Annotated in this window: 21 protein-coding genes and 3 tRNA genes; 12 read left to right on the top strand and 12 right to left on the bottom strand. The window is 70.3% G+C overall.

Translation table 11 applies throughout. The annotated features are described in order from the left end of the window. Nucleotides 1-69: 69 nt before the first annotated feature. From AC0T5L_RS17385 to AC0T5L_RS17370, 4 genes are read left to right on the top strand one after another with little or no spacing between them, the layout of a single operon-like run. Complete coding sequence (locus tag AC0T5L_RS17385) at nucleotides 70-606, top strand: M15 family metallopeptidase domain-containing protein (protein WP_476166542.1); 537 nt, start codon at nucleotides 70-72, stop codon at nucleotides 604-606. Further along, nucleotides 573-719 (top strand): hypothetical protein, encoded by a 147-nt coding sequence (locus AC0T5L_RS17380; RefSeq protein WP_476166541.1) that lies wholly within the window; start codon nucleotides 573-575, stop codon nucleotides 717-719. The genes AC0T5L_RS17385 and AC0T5L_RS17380 overlap by 34 nt, the downstream gene beginning before the upstream one ends. After that, nucleotides 716-1,927: an alanine racemase gene (gene alr / locus AC0T5L_RS17375; protein WP_476166540.1), complete on the top strand. Its 1,212-nt coding sequence runs from the start codon at nucleotides 716-718 to the stop codon at nucleotides 1,925-1,927. The genes AC0T5L_RS17380 and alr overlap by 4 nt, the downstream gene beginning before the upstream one ends. Beyond that, on the top strand, nucleotides 1,914-2,927 hold the full coding sequence (locus tag AC0T5L_RS17370) for a D-alanine--D-alanine ligase family protein (RefSeq protein WP_476166539.1): 1,014 nt from the start codon (nucleotides 1,914-1,916) through the stop codon (nucleotides 2,925-2,927). Before alr ends, AC0T5L_RS17370 begins: the two co-directional genes overlap by 14 nt. 122 nt (nucleotides 2,928-3,049) lie before the next feature. On the opposite strand, the gene AC0T5L_RS17365 is transcribed toward AC0T5L_RS17370, so the two are convergent. Together AC0T5L_RS17365 and AC0T5L_RS17360 are read right to left on the bottom strand one after the other, a co-directional pair. Further along, nucleotides 3,050-3,122, bottom strand: a tRNA-Ala gene (locus AC0T5L_RS17365). A gap of 330 nt (nucleotides 3,123-3,452) precedes the next feature. Beyond that, nucleotides 3,453-3,525: transfer RNA gene (locus AC0T5L_RS17360), tRNA-Ala, on the bottom strand. 153 nt (nucleotides 3,526-3,678) lie between these two features. Here AC0T5L_RS17360 and AC0T5L_RS17355 point away from each other — a divergent pair. Next, complete coding sequence (locus tag AC0T5L_RS17355) at nucleotides 3,679-3,975, top strand: GroES family chaperonin (RefSeq protein WP_476166632.1); 297 nt, start codon at nucleotides 3,679-3,681, stop codon at nucleotides 3,973-3,975. A 65-nt stretch (nucleotides 3,976-4,040) separates the two neighbouring features. On the opposite strand, the gene AC0T5L_RS17350 is transcribed toward AC0T5L_RS17355, so the two are convergent. Then, nucleotides 4,041-4,640: a TetR/AcrR family transcriptional regulator gene (locus AC0T5L_RS17350; RefSeq protein ID WP_476166538.1), complete on the bottom strand. Its 600-nt coding sequence runs from the start codon at nucleotides 4,638-4,640 to the stop codon at nucleotides 4,041-4,043. A gap of 138 nt (nucleotides 4,641-4,778) precedes the next feature. Here AC0T5L_RS17350 and AC0T5L_RS17345 point away from each other — a divergent pair, with 138 nt between their 5' ends. Together AC0T5L_RS17345 and AC0T5L_RS17340 are read left to right on the top strand one after the other, a co-directional pair. Continuing rightward, nucleotides 4,779-6,569 (top strand): ABC transporter ATP-binding protein, encoded by a 1,791-nt coding sequence (locus tag AC0T5L_RS17345; protein ID WP_476166631.1) that lies wholly within the window; start codon nucleotides 4,779-4,781, stop codon nucleotides 6,567-6,569. A 165-nt stretch (nucleotides 6,570-6,734) separates the two neighbouring features. Then, the gene (locus AC0T5L_RS17340; RefSeq protein ID WP_476166537.1) at nucleotides 6,735-7,898 is read left to right on the top strand and encodes an alpha-hydroxy-acid oxidizing protein; all 1,164 of its coding nucleotides are present in this window, start codon (nucleotides 6,735-6,737) and stop codon (nucleotides 7,896-7,898) included. Here AC0T5L_RS17340 and AC0T5L_RS17335 read toward each other — a convergent pair. Next, nucleotides 7,885-8,379, bottom strand: coding sequence for a YybH family protein (locus tag AC0T5L_RS17335; protein ID WP_476166536.1), 495 nt, complete (start codon nucleotides 8,377-8,379; stop codon nucleotides 7,885-7,887). The two genes, AC0T5L_RS17340 and AC0T5L_RS17335, sit on opposite strands and share 14 nt — an antisense overlap. Before the next feature lie 39 nt (nucleotides 8,380-8,418). Between AC0T5L_RS17335 and AC0T5L_RS17330 the strand changes: the two genes are divergently transcribed. Next, nucleotides 8,419-8,790 carry a winged helix-turn-helix transcriptional regulator gene (locus AC0T5L_RS17330; protein WP_476166535.1) on the top strand — a complete coding sequence of 124 codons (372 nt, stop codon included), beginning with the start codon at nucleotides 8,419-8,421 and terminating at the stop codon, nucleotides 8,788-8,790. A 69-nt stretch (nucleotides 8,791-8,859) separates the two neighbouring features. Here the strand turns inward: AC0T5L_RS17330 and AC0T5L_RS17325 are convergent, their stop codons facing one another. Continuing rightward, nucleotides 8,860-9,900 (bottom strand): FAD-dependent monooxygenase, encoded by a 1,041-nt coding sequence (locus AC0T5L_RS17325; RefSeq protein ID WP_476166534.1) that lies wholly within the window; start codon nucleotides 9,898-9,900, stop codon nucleotides 8,860-8,862. A gap of 54 nt (nucleotides 9,901-9,954) precedes the next feature. Here AC0T5L_RS17325 and AC0T5L_RS17320 point away from each other — a divergent pair, with 54 nt between their 5' ends. Then, nucleotides 9,955-10,503 (top strand): TetR/AcrR family transcriptional regulator, encoded by a 549-nt coding sequence (locus AC0T5L_RS17320; RefSeq protein ID WP_476166533.1) that lies wholly within the window; start codon nucleotides 9,955-9,957, stop codon nucleotides 10,501-10,503. A gap of 82 nt (nucleotides 10,504-10,585) precedes the next feature. Here the strand turns inward: AC0T5L_RS17320 and AC0T5L_RS17315 are convergent, their stop codons facing one another. The 3 genes from AC0T5L_RS17315 to AC0T5L_RS17305 are packed head-to-tail and all read right to left on the bottom strand — an operon-like array spanning nucleotide 10,586 to nucleotide 13,697. Next, on the bottom strand, nucleotides 10,586-11,485 hold the full coding sequence (locus tag AC0T5L_RS17315) for a carbohydrate ABC transporter permease (protein WP_476166532.1): 900 nt from the start codon (nucleotides 11,483-11,485) through the stop codon (nucleotides 10,586-10,588). Continuing rightward, nucleotides 11,485-12,330, bottom strand: coding sequence for a carbohydrate ABC transporter permease (locus tag AC0T5L_RS17310; protein ID WP_476166630.1), 846 nt, complete (start codon nucleotides 12,328-12,330; stop codon nucleotides 11,485-11,487). The genes AC0T5L_RS17315 and AC0T5L_RS17310 overlap by 1 nt, the downstream gene beginning before the upstream one ends. A 56-nt stretch (nucleotides 12,331-12,386) precedes the next feature. Next, the gene (locus AC0T5L_RS17305) at nucleotides 12,387-13,697 is read right to left on the bottom strand and encodes an ABC transporter substrate-binding protein (protein WP_476166531.1); all 1,311 of its coding nucleotides are present in this window, start codon (nucleotides 13,695-13,697) and stop codon (nucleotides 12,387-12,389) included. 220 nt (nucleotides 13,698-13,917) lie between these two features. On the opposite strand from AC0T5L_RS17305, the gene AC0T5L_RS17300 reads away from it, so the two are divergent. Both AC0T5L_RS17300 and AC0T5L_RS17295 read left to right on the top strand, forming a co-directional pair. Next, nucleotides 13,918-14,940, top strand: a complete 1,023-nt coding sequence (locus tag AC0T5L_RS17300) for a LacI family DNA-binding transcriptional regulator (RefSeq protein ID WP_476166530.1) — start codon at nucleotides 13,918-13,920, stop codon at nucleotides 14,938-14,940. A 125-nt stretch (nucleotides 14,941-15,065) separates the two neighbouring features. After that, on the top strand, nucleotides 15,066-16,706 hold the full coding sequence (locus AC0T5L_RS17295; protein WP_476166529.1) for a glycoside hydrolase family 13 protein: 1,641 nt from the start codon (nucleotides 15,066-15,068) through the stop codon (nucleotides 16,704-16,706). 90 nt (nucleotides 16,707-16,796) lie between these two features. On the opposite strand, the gene AC0T5L_RS17290 is transcribed toward AC0T5L_RS17295, so the two are convergent. The 4 genes from AC0T5L_RS17290 to nadD form a co-directional block, all read right to left on the bottom strand. Continuing rightward, a tRNA-Ala gene (locus AC0T5L_RS17290) sits at nucleotides 16,797-16,869 on the bottom strand. Nucleotides 16,870-16,947: 78 nt separating this feature from the next. Then, nucleotides 16,948-17,571: a histidine phosphatase family protein gene (locus tag AC0T5L_RS17285; protein WP_476166528.1), complete on the bottom strand. Its 624-nt coding sequence runs from the start codon at nucleotides 17,569-17,571 to the stop codon at nucleotides 16,948-16,950. 34 nt (nucleotides 17,572-17,605) lie between these two features. Beyond that, nucleotides 17,606-18,004, bottom strand: coding sequence for a ribosome silencing factor (rsfS, locus tag AC0T5L_RS17280; protein ID WP_476166527.1), 399 nt, complete (start codon nucleotides 18,002-18,004; stop codon nucleotides 17,606-17,608). Between the two features lie 17 nt (nucleotides 18,005-18,021). After that, nucleotides 18,022-18,675: a nicotinate-nucleotide adenylyltransferase gene (nadD, locus tag AC0T5L_RS17275; protein ID WP_476166526.1), complete on the bottom strand. Its 654-nt coding sequence runs from the start codon at nucleotides 18,673-18,675 to the stop codon at nucleotides 18,022-18,024. A 230-nt stretch (nucleotides 18,676-18,905) separates the two neighbouring features. Here nadD and AC0T5L_RS17270 point away from each other — a divergent pair, with 230 nt between their 5' ends. After that, complete coding sequence (locus AC0T5L_RS17270) at nucleotides 18,906-19,964, top strand: M48 family metallopeptidase (RefSeq protein WP_476166525.1); 1,059 nt, start codon at nucleotides 18,906-18,908, stop codon at nucleotides 19,962-19,964. Nucleotides 19,965-20,039: the final 75 nt, after the last annotated feature.

Raw genomic sequence — 20,039 nt, 5'->3', positions numbered from 1 at the left:
TCGACCCGCGCCCCCATCACGAGCCGTCCGCCGCCGATCCGTACACGTACGAGCGTCAGGAGAGCCTCCGTGACTCACCCGCTCCTCGCCGACCCCGATGTGTCCGACCTCCCCGTACGAGAATGCGGGGAGCCCCTGGTTGACTTACGTGGCCTCGGCATCCTCTGCACGAACCCCGACGACGCGGCGGGGATGAGGGCGCGGTCCTCACTGGCCGCGCGGCTGCGCGAGGCACAGCGCTCGCTTCCCCCCGGCGTGCGCTTCGGGGTCGCCCAGGGCCACCGCTCGCCCGGGGCCCAGAACGAGATCATCACCGCCTACACCGACATGTTGCGGCGTCTGCACCCGGAGAAGGGCGAGACGGAGATCGCGCGGCTCTCCAGCCGCTACGTGGCGCCCCTCGGGGTGGCCCCCCACGTCGCCGGTGCCGCGGTCGACCTCACCCTGGTCGATGACCGGGCACGTCCCCTGTGGATGGGCACGGAGATCGACGCGACCCCCGAGGAGAGCGACGGGGCGTGCTACTTCGACGCCCCGGCCTCGATCCGGCCGCCCGACGCCACCGCACGGTCATGGCCGCCGCGCTCATGGGCCAGGGACTGGTGAACTACCCCACCGAGTGGTGGCACTGGAGCTACGGGGACCGCTACTGGGCCTACACCACCAGGTCCCCGCACGCGCTCTACGGCCCCTGGCCGGGCTCCGAGGCGGTCGAGTGAGAGCTCCCACCCTCACCGTCCACCTCGCGGCGGTGGCGCACAACGCCCGGCTGTTCGCCGGCCTGTCCCCCGGGTTCATGGCCGTGGTCAAGGCGGACGCCTTCAACCACGGAGCCGCGGAGGTCGCGCGCACGGCCCTGGCCAACGGGGCGCGGCGCCTCGGGGTCACCAGTGTTCGTGAGGCCGTCCGACTGCGCGGACAGGGGATCGCCGCACCCCTGTTGAGCTGGCTGAACCCACCCGGCACGGACTACACCGAGGCGGTCGGGCTGTACGTCGAAACAGCCGTCGGAGACCTGGGACAGCTCCATGACGTCGCGGACACCGCACGCCGCACCGGCCAGGTCCCCGGCATCCACCTTTTCGTCGACACGGGGATGTCACGCGACGGAGCGCCACTGGACCACTGGGCGCAACTGTGCCTACGCGCCCGCTCCCTGGAGAAGGCGCGAAGAGTGCGGATCCTGGGGGTCATGAGCCACCTGTCCTGCGCGGACGAGCCCGACCACCCGGCCAACGAGCGGGCCGTGCGGTTGTTCGAGCAGGCCGTGTCCGTCGTCCACGCCACCGGTACGGCCTCCGCGGTCCGGCACCTGGCCGGCAGCGCGGCCGCCCTCGACCTCCCCCGCACCAGGTTCGACATGGCCCGGATCGGTGCCGGGCTGTACGGGATCGACCCGACAGGCCGACACGGGCTGCGCCGGGCCATGACACTCGCCGCGCCGGTGGTCATGGTGCGCGACGTCGGGGCGGGGACCCCGGTCGGGTACGGCCACACCCACCTCACCCGAACCCGCACACGGCTGGCCCTGGTGCCCTTGGGCTACGCGGACGGCATCCCCCGCCGTGCGGCCGACACCGCCGAGGTCATGGTCCACGGCCGCCGGTGCCCCGTGGTGGGGGCCGTCTCCATGGACCAGATCGTGGTCGACGTCGGCGTCCTGCCGGTCCGCGCGGGCGACCGGGTCATCGTGTTCGGTCCGGGGAACGGGGGCGAACCGACCACGGCCGACTGGGCCCGGTGGTGCCACACCAACGAACACGAACTGATGACCGGTGTGGGACCGCGTGTGGAACGCGTCATTCATGAGCCCCGCCCGGCCACTCCGGCAGATCCTCGAGACGCCACCTGTCTCTCGGGGTTGCGCACCTCGCACGTGAGAACGTCACACGACCCGAAGGAGACGGGATCCCATGCCCGGTACTGACGAACGCGTCCATGTCATCGTCGTCTGCGGCGGGAGGGGCGCCGAACACGATGTGTCCATCGCATCGGCGGAGTCGATCATCCAACACCTGGACACGACCGTGTACCGGTCCAGCAGGCTCGTCATCGGGCGTGACGGCCAGTGGACCGACGACGACGGGGAAGTACTCCCCGGCCTGGCCGGAGCGGTCGCGGTACTCGAGGACGCCGACGTCGTGTTCCCGGTCGTCCACGGCACCGGCGGGGAGGACGGGACCCTGGCCGCGCTGCTGGACCTGTGCTCGGTCCCCTACGTCGGGCCGGGTGTGCGGGCGGGGGCCGTCAGCATGGACAAACACCTCACCAAACTGCTCGCGCGGGACGCGGGTGTGCGGGTGGCTCCGGGCGTCCTGCTGGACACCGGGGAGTCCGCCGTCCCCGGCGCCCTCCCCCAGGGCCTGGACACACCGCTGTTCGTGAAACCCGACCAGGAGGGTTCCAGCTTCGGGGTCTCCCGGGTCACCGACCTGGGTGAACTGGACAAGGCCATCGCGTACGCGGCCGAGTTCGACCGCTACGTCCTGGTGGAGAAGGAGATGGAGGGTCGGGAGATCGACATCGCCGTGATCGAACACCCCGACGGGACCCTGGCCGTGAGCGCCCCCCTGGAGATCAGGGTCGGATCCGCCGCGTTCTTCGACACCGAGAGCAAGTACACGGCGGGAGGTGTCGAGTTCCTCGTTCCGGCACCGATCCCCGACGAGTACACCGACCGGCTCCGACAGGCGAGTCTGCGGCTCTACCGTCTGCTCGGCTGCGCGGGAACGGCCCGCTTCGACTACTTCGTGGACGACCACGGCGAACCGACCCTCAACGAGATCAACGTGGTGCCCGGCCTGACCGCGCGATCACAGGTGCCGCGCATGTTCCAGGCCCAGGGGATCGGCTATCCGGAGCTGCTCAACACCCTGGTCAGGACGACGATGGTGCGCGCGGAACACGTGCTGATGTCGCAGCGGTGAGGTCGTCCCGGCCCCGCTTCGTTCCCGTGGTCTCCGGAGCGGGGCGCGGGGCTCCCCGGGAGAAACGACGAGACGACCCGGCGAGCGCGGTCACGCGCGAGCAGGATCGCCTCGGAGTCGAGTGGAGCTATGGGGATTCGAACCCCAGACCTCCTCCATGCCATGGAGGCGCGCTACCGACTGCGCCATAGCCCCGTGTGCCTTGCGGCAACGGTTCGATCCTACCGGATTCGGAAGGGTGGGATGACCAGGCGGGGATGTCGGGTACCCCGCACACCGTTCTCGTGCGGGGCGCCCGGCCCCGGAAGACGTCGGGCCCGCGGGGAAGGTCGCCCTGCGACCGACCACACGGGCCCACTCGTGGATCTGACGGGACGTTACTCGGGCCCGTCCCGGGAAGGCGAAGATCGTGCCGTGAAGCGCGACGGCCGCAGTCCGAGCGGCACGAGGGTCGCCCCCCAGAAGAAACGACGAGACGACCCGGCGAGCGCGGTCACGCGCGAGCAGGATCGTCTCGGAGTCGAGTGGAGCTATGGGGATTCGAACCCCAGACCTCCTCCATGCCATGGAGGCGCGCTACCGACTGCGCCATAGCCCCTGGTATGCCGAACGGTTTCCCCGAACGGCGATGCACTCACTGTACCGGAGATCGGCGGTGGGTCGCGACTTCGGGACCGGCGGGTGGACGTGCGGTGGCCGCTCTCGGGCCGAATACCCTGGAGTAGTGCCCGAATCAAAGCTTGAAATCCAGATGCTCCACGACCGCCTACTAGTGAAGGCGGTACCGGACAAGAGCGAGCGGCACAGCAATGCCGGCCTGGTCGTCCCGGACACGGTCAGGTTGGCCACCAGGCTCGAGTGGGGTGAGGTCTACGGCGCCGGGACCAGTACCCGCCATGTGAAAGCCGGGGACCGCGTGCTCTTCGACCCCAAGGAACAGGGGGAGGTCGAACTGAACGGCGAGCACTACGTGATCCTGCGTGAACACGACGCGCACGCCGTCGCCAACGAGGCCCCGGAGCAGGGCCGGACCGGCCTGTACCTGTAGTTCCCTCCGTCCCGCCGGGCACCTCGTCCCGGCGGGCTCCCCACCTCTGCACGCACCGCCCCGGATCAGGCGCGCCCGTCGTCTCGCGGAGGACTCGCGACCGCCTTGACCAGCGAGTACACGCACATGTTGAGGGCCTCGTACGCGGACGCGCGAGCGGCGTGCACGTAGGTCCACGCGGCGTAGATCCCGGCCCACATGAGCTGCTGCACCCATATCGGCGACACCCCGGGGTCGATACTGCCGTCGGCGTGGCCGCGTTCGACGAGGGCGTACAGGGCGAGGTCCGCGGCACCGCACTCGTCCTGGGACACCTCGTACCAGGGGTCCTCGTTCCCGAACCCGAGCATGACCACCTTCTCAAGCCCGAAGTACTCGGGAACGAGCCTCCGGAAGGCCTCCAGCCCCGTGCCCTCGGTGGTGCGCGCCCGTCCGGTGGCCTCGTTGATGAGCTCCTCGGCGTACTCACCGAGGGCGCAGACCAGGTCGGCGCGTTCGGCGAAGTAGCGCTGGAGCGTGCTGCGTGCCACACCTGCGGCCTCTGCCACCTGGGACAGGGGGGCCGAGGAGTTCTCGCCGAGCACCGCCACCGCCGCTTCGAGGATCGCGCGGCGGGTCCTGGCCCGGGTCCTCGTCTCTTCCTCTGAGGGAGCGCTCTTCACCATGCCCTCATTCTAGGGTTGTCGGTATTTGGTTGACATTAATCGGTCAACTATGACCTACTCTGAATCATGACTGAGCCATCAAGATCAGATACTGACCCTTCACCGGTCGCAACTGACCCCCGCTTCGCCCAGCTCCGGGTGCTGTGGTCGTTCGTACGCCCGCACCGGCGCAAGCTGGCTCTGGGCCTGCTCCTGGCACTGGTCGGCTCGGCACTCGAACTCGCCAACCCGATGGTGATCAAGCTGGTCCTGGACACCGTTTCCGGCGCGGGCGGCCTTCGCGGACCGGTCACACTGCTGCTGGTCCTGTTCTTGTTGGGCACGGTGTTCGGCCTGTGGCACTGGATCCTCCTGGGCACCGTTGCCGAGAAGGTGGTGCTGGACGCACGCACCTCCCTCGTGCGCCGCTACTTCCGCGCCGCGCTCATCCCGCTGTCGCACCGCTCCTCCGGTGAGCTGGTCACCCGGGCCACCTCCGACACGGTGCTCCTGCGCGAGGCCGCCTCCAGCAGCGTCATCAGCCTCGTCAACGGCGGCGTGCTGCTGGTGGGGACGCTGGTCATGATGGGCGTGTTGGACCTGTTCCTGCTCGCCGTCACCTTCGTCGGGGTGCTCGTCGTCACCGTCCTGTTCCTGACCCTGATGCCCTCCCTGGCCAAGGCTCAGGAGCGGGCGCAGAACTCCCTGGGTCTGATGGGCGGCGTGCTCGACGGGGCACTGCGTGCGATCCGCACGGTCAAGGTCAGCCGCGCCGAGGAGCGGCTGGGCAGCCAGATCCTGGAGCACGCCCAGGAGTCCGCGCGGCACGGCGTGCGCTCGGTGCGCCGCCAGGCGGTCGCCTGGACGGTGGCCTTCAGCGGTGTCCAGCTCGCCATCATCGCCATCCTGGTCGTGGGCGCGCTGCGGGTGACCTCCGGCGCCATCGAGGTCTCCACCCTCGTCGCGTTCCTGCTCTACGCCTTCACCCTCATGGGCCCCGTGACGGAGCTCTCCCAGAGCGTCACCACGCTCCAGTCGGGTATCGCCGCGGCCAAGCGCATCCGCGAGGTGGAGGCCCTCCCGCTCGAACCCTCCTCCGACGGACCCGGCACACCCGTTCCGTCAAGCGGGCCGGGCAGCGGCCGTGATGACGCGCTGTTGGAGCTGCGCGAGGTCACCGCCCGGTACGCGCCCGGCGCCGAGTCCGCGCTGGACCGGGTGGACCTGGCCGTCCCCCGGCGCGGTCACACCGCGATCGTCGGCCCCTCCGGCGCGGGCAAGACCACAGTGTTCTCACTGCTGCTGCGCTTCCTCGAACCAGAGGAGGGCCAGCTGCTCCTGGAGGGGACCCCCTACCGCGAGCTCACGCCGGGGCAGGTACGCGGCCGCTTCGCCTACGTGGAGCAGGACACCCCGGTCATCCCCGGCACCATCCGGGAGAACCTGCTGTTCAGCCGCCCCTCCGCCACCGAGGAGGAGGTGCTCCGGGTTCTGGACCAGGTCCGGTTGACCGAGAAGATCTGCGCTCTGGAGAAAGGGCTGGACACCCCGCTGGAGGCCACGTCCTTCTCCGGGGGCCAGCGCCAGCGGATCGCCCTGGCCCGGGCCCTGCTGCGCTCGCCCGACGTGCTGCTGCTGGACGAGGCCACCTCGCAGGTGGACGCGATCACCGAGGCCGCCATCACCGAGAGCGTGCGCGACCACGCGGACCGGGCGGCCGTGGTGACCGTCGCGCACCGGCTGTCCACTGTGATCCACGCCGACACCATCGCGTTGATGGAGAACGGGCGGGTACGGGACAGCGGCACGCACCAGGAACTGATGGAGCGCGACGACCTGTACCGGGAACTGGTCGCGGCACTGCACATCGCCGAGTCCGGGGACCGGGCTCCGAGGGCGGACGGGCGGGACGACCGCACGGAGCAGGGCCGGGTGACCCCGGTCACGTGACCGCGCGGTAGCATCCGGCCAGAGCCGGTCGGCGCGAACGGCTCGACGGCCGTGGACCATCCCGGAAGGGCCCGCCCCTCCCGGCCGCGGCCCCGTCCGCCCTCCGCCCCCTGCGCCGTGCCCCTCGGCGCCCGTATCCGGCGCTTCGGCGCCCACGAGGTATCCATGACCGACTTCGCCCAGTACCAGGACGGCGTCTACGCCGACGCGACCAACGGCAGTCTGCCCCGGCTGCCCTACCACCACGACGACCTGCGCGACCTGGCCGAGAGGACCATGGATCCGGGGCCGTTCGGCTACGTGGAGGGTGGTGCCGGACGGGAGCGCACCGCCCGGGCCAACGTGGACGCGTTCGCCCGTTACGCGTTGCGCCCGCGCACCCTGCGGCCGGGCTCCGAGGAGTCCGGCGACCTGGGGGTCACCCTGTTCGGGGAGCGCTACCCCACCCCGCTGCTGACCGCGCCGATCGGGGTGCTGGAGCAGGTGCACGAGGAGGCGGAACTGGCCGTGGCCGGGGGAGCCAACGCACTGGGGGTGCCGATGGTGCTGTCCACGGCCGCGTCCACGCCGATGGAGGAGGTCGCCGAGGCGGTCGACTCGTGGTGGTACCAGTTGTACTGGCCCAGCGACGATGCCCTGGCCGAGTCGTTCGTACGGCGGGCGACGGCGGCCGGGGCCAAGGCGATCGTCGTCACCTCAGACACCAGGCGTCTGGGCTGGCGCCCGCGCGACCTGGCGCTGGGTCACCTGCCGTTCCTGCGCAGCCAGGGCACGGCGAACTACTTCAGCGACCCGGAGTTCCGTGGGCGCCTGAAGGCCGACCCGGAGCCCGGCGGGGTCTTCACCGAGGCGGTGTTCCACTTCCTGGGCGCGTTCGCCAGCAGGTCGCTGAGCACCGACAACATCGCCCGCATCCGCCGGTGGACGGACCTTCCGGTGCTGGTCAAGGGCGTCGTGCGCGGGGACGAGGCAGCCGATCTGGTCGCGGCGGGCGTGGACGGGATCGTGGTCAGCAACCACGGCGGGCGGCAGGTCGACAACGCTGTGGCGGCCCTGGACGCCCTGCCCGAGGTGGTGGAGGCGGTCGGCGGCCGGGCCACGGTGCTGTTCGACTCGGGTGTGCGCTCGGGCTCGGACGCGGCCGTGGCGATGGCGCTGGGCGCCGAGGCGGTGCTGCTGGGAAGGCCCTGGGTGTACGGATTGGCCGTGGACGGTGCGGCGGGTGTGGAACACGTGCTGCGCGCGACGCTGGCGGAGCTACAGATCACCGCGGAGCTGATGGGCAAGGACGTCGCCGACCTGGACGGGAGCGACGTCACGCGCCGCTGACCGCGGTGGAGGCCGAGTCGGCCGCCGGGCCGGCGGCCGACCGACGCGTCCCGCCTACGTCGCCGCCGGGTGCTTGACGGTACCGAACGGGCCTGTCGACGACGTAGCGCCACAAGCCGTCAGCGCCCCGCCGGGCCACATCGGTCGCGGTTCCCCGGATGTCGACCTCCCGCCCCTCGTTCCCGGTGCCCCGGATGACCCAGTCCACGGTGAGGAGGGCGATGTCGTCCGCCACGTGGACGTGCCGGGGAGTGACGCGGATGGGCACGCCCAGGCTCATCAGGTTGGCGTTGGCCTCCCGCCGGGCCGTCCCGGTCAGCGGGTTCCCGGGGTCCAGGACGAGGACGCCGTCCTCCTCGTAGACCCTCTCGACCAGGTCTGGGTCACCGGAATTGAAGGCGCTGGCGAACACGTGCGGGTGTTCCGCCGCCTCGGTGGTGAGGGACAGTATGTCCTCATGCCCCGATTTCCGATCGCTCATGGCCACAGCCAACCAGGCCCTCCTGCGGCTCACCAAGCGGTGAGTGGCGGATGGGACCGTGAACTGGTTCCGGACGGGCGGGGAGAGACGTGTGCGCCCACGCTGACCTGCCCGGTGGAGGCCGCTCTGGCAGCGGTCTCGGGCCGGTGGACGACGCTGGTGCTGCGCGAGCTGATGCACGGCCCGCACTCCTACGGCCAGTTGCGCCGGGCGCTGCCCCGGTTGAGTGACAAGGTGCTGTCCGACCGGCTGCGGACCCTGACGGACCAGGGACTGGCGGAGCGCCGGGAGACCACCGGGTTCCCGACCCGTACCACGTACTCGCTGACCTCCCGGGGCCTGCTGCTGCGCCCGCTGCTGGTGGAGCTGTACCGGACGGGACAGGACCTGCTGGAGACGCGTGGGGACTGAGGACGTGCAGGGCCCGTCCGGACACGGGAGCGGCTGACGGAGGACCCCGCCCGGTCACGGACGGCCCGCTCAGAGGAGGTGGCCGAGGACACGCGCCAGGCGGTCTCTCGGCTCGTGGAGGCGGACGGCCGTGCTCGCCCGGTTGAGGGCGCGGGAGGCTCGGAGGATACGGCGGGTGGGTCCGCGTCGCTGGCGGTCGTAACGGGCCAGAGCGCTCCCGACGGTGGCCTCGGCGCCGAGCGCGTCGGCGAGGGCGACAGCGTCGATGACCGACTCGCAGGCACCGCGCCCCAGGTTGGGCGCCATGGCGTGCGCGGCGTCGCCTATGACCACGTGGCGGCCGTGAACGTAGCTCGCCGGGGCGGGGAGGTCGTACAGCTCGCGCCGGTCCACCCCGGTTCCGGGCAGGGCGTCCAGGACGCGGGTGACCGCGGGGTGCCAGCCGCCGTACAGCTCGCGCAGCAGGTCCACGCGGTCCTGTTCCTTCCTGCCGTGGAGGAGTTCCGTACGGAGGGCGGCGAACCAGTTGGTGGTGCGGGCGTCCATCGGAGTGATCCCGAAGAGCATCCCCCTGCCCCACGTCTCGTTGGCCAGGTCCACCCGTCCGGGGACCGCGCCCCGGTAGGCGACCGTACCGAGCGGGCGGGGGCCGGGGGATCCGGGAAGGACGGTGCCGCGAACGAGGCTGTGGATACCGTCGGCGCCCACCACCGCGTCGAAGCCCCCGGCGTCGCGGACCTCGGCTCCGGTCACGGGCGTGTTCCAGCGCACGAGGCCGTCGGGGAGCCCCTCGACGAGCACGGCCAGCAGGGACGACCGGGAGATGAGACGGACCTCAGCCCGCTTCTGGCCACCCGAGACCAGGGCGCGTCCGGAGGGGTCCGCGATCACACCTCTGGTGGGCCGCTCGGCGTGTTCGCGGATGCGCTCCCCGAGGCCGAGCCGGTCGAGCGCGGCCATGCTCCCGCGCCACATGCCCAGTGCCCCGCCGATGTCGGGCGGCGAGTCCCTGCGTTCGCGGACTTCCACCTCCCAGCCCGCGCGCAGCAGTCCGTGGGCCGCCGCGAGTCCGGCGACGCCCCCTCCGACGACCAACGCTCTTCCTCTCATGCCCGACACGCTACTACGTTCGTAGTTACATGTCACTACGAATATAGTGGACCGATGTCGCAGAACAGGACCCGAGCCCTCGACGCCGCGCTCTCCCTGCTGGGCGACCAGGGGCTGCACGCACTCACACACGGGAGGGTGGACACCGCGGCGGGGCTGCCCCGGGGGTCGACCTCCAACCACTTCCGCACCCGTGCGGCACTGGTGCGCGGGGTGGTCGAACGGCTGGAGGAGAAGGACAGGGAGATCTGGGCGGCCCTCTACGACGCCGCCCTGGGAGACGTCGAGCACCTGGCCGACGCCGCGATCGGCTTCGTGACCGCGGCGACCACGACCGACCGCGCCCTCACCGTCGCCCGCTACACCCTGGCCATGGAGGGCGTCCACAACCCCGAGGTGCGCGCCTCGCTGGCTCGGGGCTCCGAACTCGTCCACGGCTGGACGTCACGGATACTCGCCGACCTGGGCGCCGCCGACCCGGACACGGCCTCGCGCACCCTGACGGCCTACGCCGACGGACTCATCATGCGCGGTATCACCCGCCCGGAGATCGTCGAGCCGCGTGAGCAGGTACTCCGGGTGATCCGGTCCTGCTTGGACTGAGACCCGGGTCGGGTGCCCGGAGACGCCGGGCCCCGAGGCGCACCCGCCCCGGGGCCCGGCCCGTCTCCCTCCGGTCCCTCCATCAGCCCTTGACGGCGCCCGATGTCAGGCCCGCCACGATCCTGCGCTGTAGGAGCAGGGCGAAGAGGATCAGCGGAACCGAGACCAGCACGGACGCGGCCATGATCTGCCCGATCGGGTTCTCGTAGCCGACCCGCTGGAAGGTGCCCACGAAGACCGGGACGGTCTGCACGTTGAGGTCGTTGGGCGCGAAGGAGAAGGCCAGCAGGAACTCGTTGGTGGCGTACACGAAGGTCAGGATGGCCGCCGCGCCCACACCCGGCGCCGCCAGCGGCGCCACGACGCGCAGGAAGGCCTGGAACGGGGTGGCCCCGTCCACCTTCGCCGACTCCTCGATCTCCCGGGGGATGCCCGCGAAGAACGTGGTGAGGATGAAGATGGCCAGCGGCAGGGTCAGCGCCACGTAGGGGATGATCATGCCCACGTAGGAGTTGAGCAGGCTGATCCCGGTCCACTCGTTGAGCCTCAGGTACATCTGGTACAGCGGATTGACCAGGGCCACCGGCGGGAACAGCGTCGCGACCAGGGTGGCGGCCAGGATCGCGAACTTGCCCGCCAGCGGCAGCCGGGCCAGCGCGTAGCCCGTGAGCGAGGCCACCGGGATACAGATCAGCGTGGTCACCGACGCCACGATCAGCGAGTTGCGCAGCGCGAACTGGAATCCCTGGGTGAAGACCTCCCGGTAGTTGCTGAGGTCGAACGGCCCGTGAAGGATGTTCGGATCGGTGATCGCCGCCGAACCCGACCGCAGGCTGGTCATACCCATCCACAGGAACGGGAACAGGCACCACATCAGCACCACGGCCAGGCCGAGGAGCTTGAGCGCGTTGCCCACCGCCGGGTGCATCCGTCGGCGCGGCTTGTGAACCGGCCTGCCGGGCCTCACCGTCTCGGCCGCCATCACTTCTCCTTCCGCGCCACGTCACCGACCATGTGGCGCCCCATCCGGCTGATGAAGGTCAGGCCGACGACCATGACGATGACGAACGTGACCGTGGACAGCGCGTTGGCGTAGCCCAGGTCCGGGTCGCGGACCAGGTAGCGCTGCGCGTAGACCGACAGGGTGGCCAGCGAGTTCGAGTAGCCGGTGAACACGTAGGCGAAGTCGAACATGCGCAGTGCGTCCACCGTGCGAAACAGCAGGGCCACGACGATCGCCGGACGCAGCAGCGGCATGGTGATGGTCCAGAACCGCTGCAACGCGTTGGCCCCGTCCACCTTGGCGGCCTCGTAGTAGTCCTTCGGGATGGTTTGCAGGCCCGCCAGCAGCAGTAGGGCCACGAACGGCGCGGTCTTCCACACGTCGGCGCTGATGATGCCCACCATCGCCCAGGACGGGTCGCGCAGCCAGTTGATGTCCGTACCCAGGAGGGAGTTCACAAAGCCCGGGTTGCGGTCGAACATGTACCGCCACACCTGCGCGGCCACGGCGGTCGGGATGACCCACGGGATCAGGATGACCGCACGGGTCAGGCCCCGTCCGACGAACGCCTGGTGCATGATCAACGCGAAGGCCATCCCGATGAGGAACTCCAGCGACACCGAAGCGACCGTGAACACCAGGGTGTTCCAGACGGCGCTGAAGAAGCCGGAATCGGTCACGACCCGTACGTAGTTGTCGACCCCCGTGAACTCCTGGCGAAACCCCCTGATGTCGTAGAGGCTCATCCCGATCGCGTAGAACACCGGAAAGAGCGCGATCACGGCCATGAAGGCGAACGACGGGGCGAGGAAGATCCGCCCCATCGCACGCTCGCCCAGACCCCTGCTCACACGGACTCTCTGGGTCGTCGCCATCGTCCCTACTCTTGTTCGAGCGCGTCGTCGGCCGCCTGGTCCACCGCTTCGAGGGCCGGGCCGGCCTCCTCCTGGCCCCGGAACGCCGGGTGCAGGTTGTCCTGGACGGCCAGTGACAGCGAGTTGTAGCCGGGCACCGGCGGACGGGCCTGTGCCTGCGAGAGGATCTCGCCGAGCATCTCGAAGTTGGGGTCCTCCGCGTCCTCGTAGGTGCTGAGCATGGTCGGCGGCAGGCTGTTCCGGGCCAGGATGTCCTGAGCCTCGGGGTCGGTGGCGGCCCACAAGGTGAACTCGCGGGCGAGTTCCTTGTTCTCGCTCAGGGTGCTCACCGCGTTGTTGAGCCCGCCCAGGGCGCTGGTGGTGCCCTCACCGCTGAAGGTGGGCAGCGGAGCCACGGCGAAGTCGTCGGCGACCGCGCTCTCCTCGTCGCCCTCACCCGCCACCAGCGGGACGGCGTAGGGCCAGTTGCGCATGTAGACGGCCTCGCCAGCCTGGAACAGGGCGCGCGCGTCGTCCTCGACCATGGAATCGAAGCCGTCGGCGTAGAAGCCGCTGTCATAGGCCTCGGTCATGAAGTCCAGGGCGGTGGTGGCGGCGTCGCCCTCCAGGAAGGTGCTCCGCTCCTGGGAGTCGTCGAACAGCTTGCCGTTCGCGGACCAGAACAGCTCCAGGTAGTTGACGACGAAGCCCTCGTACTGGTCGCCCTGACCGACGTAGGCGGAGATGCCCGCCTCCTCGGCGGCCTCCATGCCGGTCTCATAGAGCTCGTCCCACGTGGTGGGAGGCTCCTCGACGAGGTCGGTGCGGTAGTAGAGGAACGCGCCGTTGGAGGAGTAGGGCAGCGCGTAGAGCTCCTGCTGCCACTGGGCGCTGTCGACGGCGCCCTCGAGGCTGACGCCCTCGACCTCTCCCCGCATGTCCTCCAGGCTCTCGATGTAGCCGAACTCGGCGAACTCACCGGTCCAGATGACGTCGAGCCCGAGGACGTCGAACTCCCCGGCCTGGTTTTGCAGGTCCTGGAACATGGCCTGGCGCTGTTCGTCCGCGGTGGGTGCCAGGAAGAAGACCTCGACCTGCTTCTCGGGGTTGTTCTCGTTCCACAGGCGGGCGACGTCCTCGTGGATCTGGCGGTCGGCTCCGGTGACGGCCCAGACGAACTGCGGGTCGTCAGCGAGGCCGGCGGACTCGCCCCCCTCTCCCGCGCCCTCCTCCCCCGGGGGCTCGCCGCACGCGGTGGCCAGGGTGAGGCCCAGAGCGGCGAGGCCGGCAGCGCAAGCGCGTACCGCATACCTCTTATGGCGTGGAAGCACTGGCATGACTCTCTCCTTCCGCGCCGGGCGGACGCCCTGGCGCGCGGCATCGAGTGTGTCCTGGATCGTCCCCCGAGGTTGTGCGCAAACGATGCCACCGAAGATGTGACCTAGTCAACAGAGGTTCTGCGTTCTTGTACGCCATACGGGCGAAGAGCGGCAAATGACTGGATTGCCCCTATGAAAACGTTGCCATAACCAGGGTCACACTCCTACCGTGGACAACATGCCCAGCCAACCCGCGAGCATGCGGGACGTCGCCGATCGCGCGGGGGTCTCCCTCTCGACGGTCTCCCGCGTACTGCGCGCCGCACCCGGGGTCGCCCCCGAGGTCAGACAGCGTGTCCAGCGCGCCGCGGACGAACTCTCCTACGTGGTCTCGCGAAACGCCTCCGGACTGGTCACCGGGCGCACCGGGCGGGTCGCGGTGATCGTGCCCTTCCTACAGCCGTGGTACTTCGGCGTGGCCCTGGCCGGGATCAGTGACGCCCTGCGCGAGGCCGATCTGGACATGCTCGTCTACCAGGTCGGCGAGACCCGTGCCCGCCGGGGATGGACGCGCGCGCTGCCGCTACGGCGCAACACCGACGCCGTGGTCACCGTCTCCATGGACCTGTCCGAGGAGGAGTGCCACCGGCTGGACGACGTGGGCGTGCCGGTGGTGCTGGTGGGTCAGCGCGTACCGCGGCGGGCCAGCGTGTACATAGACGACCGGGAGGGCGCGTCCGGGGCCACCCGGCACCTGCTCAACCTGGGGCACACGCGCGTGGCCTATATCGGTTCGCGGACCGAGGCGTGGTTCAGCACCAGCTCACGGCACCGGCTGGAGGGGTACGAGTCCGCCATGGCCGACGCGGGGCTGTCCCCGTGGAGTGTGGTCAGGTCGCCCGGGCACGAGGGCGGCGGTCTCGCCATGGGCGAGCTGCTGTCGGACCACGACCCGCCCACGGCCGTGCTCGCCGAGTTCGACACCATCGCGCTGGGCGCGTACCGCACGCTGCGCCGTTCCGGCGTGCGCGTGCCCGACTCCCTCTCACTCATGGGGTTCGACAACCACGAGGCCGCGGCGGTGCTGGACCTGACCACCGTCGACCAAGCGCCCTACGACACCGGACTGGCCGCGGGACGGCTCACCGTGGGCATCCTCAACGGAACCGCGCGCGGCGACGTACACGCGGAGATGCCCACGCAGCTCATCCTGCGGCAGTCCACCGCCGCGCCCAGGGGCACACGCGACCTGTCATCGTGAGGCGCGGCCAACGGCGCGGACCCGGGGGTGGGAGCCCCGCGGTATCCGCCGCGAGGGCCGAGACGGCACCCGGCGCGGGAGGCCGACGCGGACACCGACCATCCGATCTCCAAGGAGAACTGATCATGCAGCAGTGGTGGCGCGACGCGGTTCTGTACCAGGTCTACCCGCGCAGCTTCGCCGACGCCGACGGGGACGGGGTCGGCGACATCGCGGGGATCACCTCGCGGCTGGACCATGTGGCCGGGCTGGGCGCGGACGGGATCTGGCTGTCGCCGTTCTACACCTCACCCTGGGCGGACGGCGGGTACGACGTGGCCGACTTCCGGAACGTGGACCCGCGCCTGGGCACGCTGGCGGACTTCGACGCGATGGTGGAGGCCGCGCACGCACGGGGCCTGCGGGTGATGATCGACATCGTGCCCAACCACACCTCCGAGGAGCATCCCTGGTTCGGGGAGGCGCTGGCGGCGGGGCCAGGGTCGCCCGAGCGCGGTCTGTACGTGTTCCGTGACGGGCGGGGGCGGAGGGGGGAACTGCCGCCGACCAACTGGCGGTCGACGTTCGGCGGACCGGCGTGGAGCCGTACGGACGACGGGCAGTGGTACCTGCATCTGTTCGCCCCCGAGCAGCCTGACCTGAACTGGGACGACGAGCGGGTGCACGAGGAGTTCCGCGGCATCCTTCGGTTCTGGAGCCGGCGCGGGGTGGACGGTTTCCGGATCGACGTGGCCTACGCGCTGGTCAAGGACATGCGTGAACCGCTGCGCGACCTGGTGCTGGTGGAGGGCGGCCGCTTCGAGGACATCGCGGCCAACCCGGACCATCCGTTCCTGGACCGGCCCGAGGTGCACGGGGTCTACCGGGACTGGCGGCGTGTGCTGGCCGAGTTCGATCCGCCCCGGGCCACGGTGGGTGAGGTGTGGCTGCCCAGCGACCGGCGGGTGCTGTACACACGGCCCGACGAGCTGGACCAGGCGTTCAACTTCGACTTCCTGCGGACGGCGTGGGAGGCAGACGCCTACCGAAGGGTGATCGACTCCTCCATCGCCGACGCCGCACAGGTGGGCACGGTGCCCACGTGGGTGATCGGCAACCACGACGTGGTGCGCCCGGTGTCGGTACTGGGGCTGCCCACGGGGACCGGCCAGCGTGCGTGGCTGCTCAGCGGCGGGCATGATCCGGAGCCGGACCTGAAGCTGGGCACGCGGCGGGCACGGGCGCTGGCGCTGCTGGAGCTGTCGCTGCCGGGTTCGGCGTACGTGTACCAGGGCGAGGAGCTGGGCCTGCCGGAGGTGGCGGACCTGCCCGCGGAGTCGCTGGAGGACCCGCGCTGGGTGCGCAGCGGGCGCACCGACAAGGGCCGGGACGGGTGCCGGGTGCCGCTGCCGTGGACGGCGGAGGGCGCGTCGTACGGGTTCAGCGGGGGCGCCGGGGCCCCGGGGGAGGCCCCGTGGCTGCCCCAGCCCGAGGGGTGGGGCCGGTGGTCGGTGGAGAGCCAGTCCGGTGACCCGGAGTCGATGCTCAGCCTGTACCGCCGGGCCCTGGCACACCGACGGGAGTTCGCCGCGGACGAGGTGCTGACCTGGGACGGCACTCTGAACCGGGGGCCGGTTCTCGCCTTCTGGCGAGGCGCGGACGTGCTGGTGCTGGTCAACACGGGCGAGGAGACCGTGGAGCTGCCTCCGGGCGAGGTGCTGGTGGCCAGCACGGAGCTGGACGGCGGACTCTCGGGGAACGCGGCGGTGTGGCTGCGCCAGGGGTGAGCGGCACACCGGGGGCACGGGGGTCCTCCCCTGAAAGCCGTCGGGCCCGTGCGGAAGGTCGCCTTGCGACCGACCACACGGGCCCGCCCGTGGAGCTATGGGGATTCGAACCCCAGACCTCCTCCATGCCATGGAGGCGCGCTACCGACTGCGCCATAGCCCCGTAAGGGAGTCGATCGGGCCTGTGCGGCCCTGCCGACTCCCTGCACCTTAGCGGAATTCGGCGCAAACGTCGAAACGGTTACGCGTCGTCGCTGAGCACCACCGGCTCGGGCAGGCTGGCCGCGTTGTGCTCCATCAGCCGCCAGTGGTCCCGGCGCCGCTGGATCACCGACCAGCAGCAGTTGCTGAGCGGCCCCAGAACCTCGCGCTGCTCGTCGGGGATCCCGAGCATCCGGGCGATCCCCATCCGCAGGGCGGCGCCGTGGCTGACCACCACGAGCAGCCCTCCGGACGGGGTCTTGTCCAGCCCGCGCTCGACGGCGGCGCACATTCGGTCGCCGACCTCGGCGATGCCCTCACCGTCGGGGATGTCCATCCGCGCGTGCTCGGCCGGCCAGCGCTCGGACAGCTCAGCCCCGGTCAGCCCCTCCCAGGACCCGCCGAAGCGCTCACGCAGCCCCTTGTCGAACTCCACCCGCACCCCTGAGACGCGGGACAGGTAACCGGCGGTGTCGGAGGCCCTCCTCAGGTCGGAGGCGACGATGACGTCCGGGTTCATGGAGGCGAGCAGCTCCCCCGCCCGTTTGGCCTGGGCGTGGCCGATCGGATCGAGGTCGATGTCGGTCTGCCCCTGGAAACGGTTCTCCACGTTCCAGGCCGTGCGTCCGTGCCGCCAGAACAGCACACGAGGCATGTCACTCACGTGGTGTGTCTCTCCGCTCGGAGTGGTTCCGGTGCTACTGCTCGTCCAGGGGCGTGCGCTCGGCGCCGCGCGCGCTCTCGGGCAGGTCGATCTCGGGGCAGTCCTTCCACAGCCGTTCGAGGCCGTAGTATCCGCGCTCCTCCTCGTGCTGGATGTGCACGACGATGTCGGCGTAGTCCAGCAGTACCCAGCGCCCGTCGCGCTCGCCTTCGCGGCGGACCGGCTTGGCCCCGGCCTGGAGGCGTAGCTGGTCCTCGACCTCCTCGACGATCGAGCGAACCTGGCGGTCGTTGGGAGCCGAGCACAGCACGAAGGCATCGGTGATGACCAGCTGCTCGCTGACGTCGTAGGCGATGATTTCCTGGGCGAGCTTGTCGGAGGCGGCCTCTGCCGCGACCTTGACCAGCTCCAGCGCCCTGTCGGTGGCTGTCACGTTGTGCTTGCTGCCTTTCAGCTCTCTAGGTAGAGCCCGGTCTTGTTGATGTAACGAACGATGCCGTCGGGAACCAGGTACCAGATGGGCTCGCCCTTGCGGACCCGTTCCCGGCACTCGGTCGAGGAGATGGCCAGCGCGGGGACCTCCACCAGGGAGACCTTGCCCTCTGGCAGTCCGGGGTCACTGAGACGGTGCCCGGGACGGTTACAGCCTATGAAATGCGCGAGCTCGAACAGTTCGTCGACGTTGTGCCAGCTCAGAATGGCGCCCAGCGCGTCGGCTCCGGTGATGAAGTACAACTCCACCCCGGGCCCGTACTTGGAGCGCATCTCGCGCAGTGTGTCGAGGGTGTAGGTGGGCCCGGAGCGGTCTATCTCCATGCGGTCCACCCTGAACTGGGGGTTCTCGGCGGTCGCGATGACCGTCATCAGGTAACGGTCCTCGGAGGGGGTGACCTTGGCCAGGTCCTTCTGCCAGGGCTGACCGGTGGGGACGAACACCACCTCGTCGAGTTCGAAGAAGTGCGCGACCTCACTGGCCGCCACGAGGTGCCCGTGGTGGATGGGGTCGAAGGTACCGCCCATGATGCCGACCTTGGTCGGGGCGGTCGCGCCCCGCCACGCGGGGGAGCCTCCGCTCCGGAGGACGCCGGAAGCTTCGTGCGCCACTGTGCGCTCCGTTTCGCCTTGGACGTTGCCGTTGCCGGGATCGGCCAACCGAGAGTAGCCGACACCGGGCACCACCGCTGTCCTCTTGGTCCCCTTTTGTTCCCTGAACTGGAACAACGGCCCCTGCGACGGCTTCCTTCCCCGGGCGTGTCCCCAGCGCCCGGGAAACACGTCATATCTCGTTTCTGGAAACCGTGGCCAAGCGCCATCCCGGCGCATAGCATGCCGATATGGCCAACACACCAGACCGCGTCCGCACCCGGCTGTCCGAGATCTCACCCCGTGCCTACGAGCACCCCGCCGACCGCGGCGCTCTGGTCGCGCTGCGCTCGCTGCGCGGGTTCGACGAGGTGTTCAAGCGCTTGTCCGGGCTGTTCAACGAACGGGCCCTGCGACTGATGTTCCTGTCCAGCGCCGTCCGGGTCGGCCCCACCCAGTTCCCACACGTGTACGACTACGTGCGCGACGCCGCCTACGTCCTGGACCTGGACGAGGTGCCCGAGCTGTATATCCAGATGAACCCCAAGCCGAACGCCATGGCGATCGGCAGCCAGCGACCGTTCATCGTGATGACCACGGGCCTGTTCGACCTGCTGGACGCCGAGGAGCAGCGCTTCGTCGTCGGCCACGAGGTCGGCCACATCCTCAGCGGACACGCCGTGTACCGCACCATGTTGCTGGCCCTGATCCGTCTGGCCTCCCGCGTGGCGTGGGTGCCTCTGGGCTTCATCGGCCTCCAGGCCATCGTCGCCGCGCTGGAGGAGTGGTACCGCAAGTCCGAGCTGTCCTGCGACCGCGCCGGGCTCCTCGCCAGCCAGAACCCCGAGGCCGGCAAGCGCGCCCTGATGAAGCTGGCGGGCGGCTCCAAGCTCGTGGAGATGAACCCCGACGCGTTCCTGGAGCAGGCTCGTGACTACGAGTCCGGCGGCGACGCCCGTGACAGCCTGCTCAAGCTGCTCAGCCTGATGGGCCAGACCCACCCGTTCGCGGTGGTGCGCCTGGCCGAGCTGCACCGCTGGATCGGGGACGGCTCCTACCAGCGCATCGTCAACGGCGACTACCCGCGCCGTTCCTCCGACCGCGACGCCAGGGTCGGCGAGGAGGCGCGCAGCGCCGCCAACTCCTACAAGGAGGCGTGGGAGCGCTCGGGCGACCCGCTGCTGGGCACCCTGCGCGACGTCGCGGGCAGTGCGGCCAACGCGGGCGGCAAGATCTTCGACACCGTCGCCGACCGGTGGCGCGGCGGCTCCTCACGCGGCGGCGACCAGGGCGCCAACGGCTCCTCCTGACCTGTGCCGCAGCGACGCGGCGGCCGGAGGCGAAGGGGGCGGTCCGCGTCGGCGGGCCGCCCCCTCCTCCCCCGC

It is taken from the genome of Nocardiopsis sp. TRM 82005, from assembly GCF_056312425.1.
Note: the sequence above shows the minus strand (reverse complement) of the source record. Positions and strands in the feature narration are given on the sequence as shown.

Bases quoted from the DNA above. Each gene is read 5' to 3' on its own strand.
- AC0T5L_RS17380 (WP_476166541.1), top strand. From the start codon at position 573: ATGGCCGCCGCGCTCATGGGCCAGGGACTGGTGAACTACCCCACCGAG.
- AC0T5L_RS17370 (WP_476166539.1), top strand. From the start codon at position 1,914: ATGCCCGGTACTGACGAACGCGTCCATGTCATCGTCGTCTGCGGCGGG.
- AC0T5L_RS17355 (WP_476166632.1), top strand. From the start codon at position 3,679: ATGCTCCACGACCGCCTACTAGTGAAGGCGGTACCGGACAAGAGCGAG.
- AC0T5L_RS17350 (WP_476166538.1), bottom strand. From the start codon at position 4,640: ATGGTGAAGAGCGCTCCCTCAGAGGAAGAGACGAGGACCCGGGCCAGG.
- AC0T5L_RS17340 (WP_476166537.1), top strand. From the start codon at position 6,735: ATGACCGACTTCGCCCAGTACCAGGACGGCGTCTACGCCGACGCGACC.
- AC0T5L_RS17335 (WP_476166536.1), bottom strand. From the start codon at position 8,379: ATGAGCGATCGGAAATCGGGGCATGAGGACATACTGTCCCTCACCACC.
- AC0T5L_RS17325 (WP_476166534.1), bottom strand. From the start codon at position 9,900: ATGAGAGGAAGAGCGTTGGTCGTCGGAGGGGGCGTCGCCGGACTCGCG.
- AC0T5L_RS17320 (WP_476166533.1), top strand. From the start codon at position 9,955: ATGTCGCAGAACAGGACCCGAGCCCTCGACGCCGCGCTCTCCCTGCTG.
- AC0T5L_RS17315 (WP_476166532.1), bottom strand. From the start codon at position 11,485: ATGGCGGCCGAGACGGTGAGGCCCGGCAGGCCGGTTCACAAGCCGCGC.
- AC0T5L_RS17310 (WP_476166630.1), bottom strand. From the start codon at position 12,330: ATGGGGCGGATCTTCCTCGCCCCGTCGTTCGCCTTCATGGCCGTGATC.
- AC0T5L_RS17305 (WP_476166531.1), bottom strand. From the start codon at position 13,697: ATGCCAGTGCTTCCACGCCATAAGAGGTATGCGGTACGCGCTTGCGCT.
- AC0T5L_RS17300 (WP_476166530.1), top strand. From the start codon at position 13,918: ATGCCCAGCCAACCCGCGAGCATGCGGGACGTCGCCGATCGCGCGGGG.
- AC0T5L_RS17295 (WP_476166529.1), top strand. From the start codon at position 15,066: ATGCAGCAGTGGTGGCGCGACGCGGTTCTGTACCAGGTCTACCCGCGC.
- AC0T5L_RS17270 (WP_476166525.1), top strand. From the start codon at position 18,906: ATGGCCAACACACCAGACCGCGTCCGCACCCGGCTGTCCGAGATCTCA.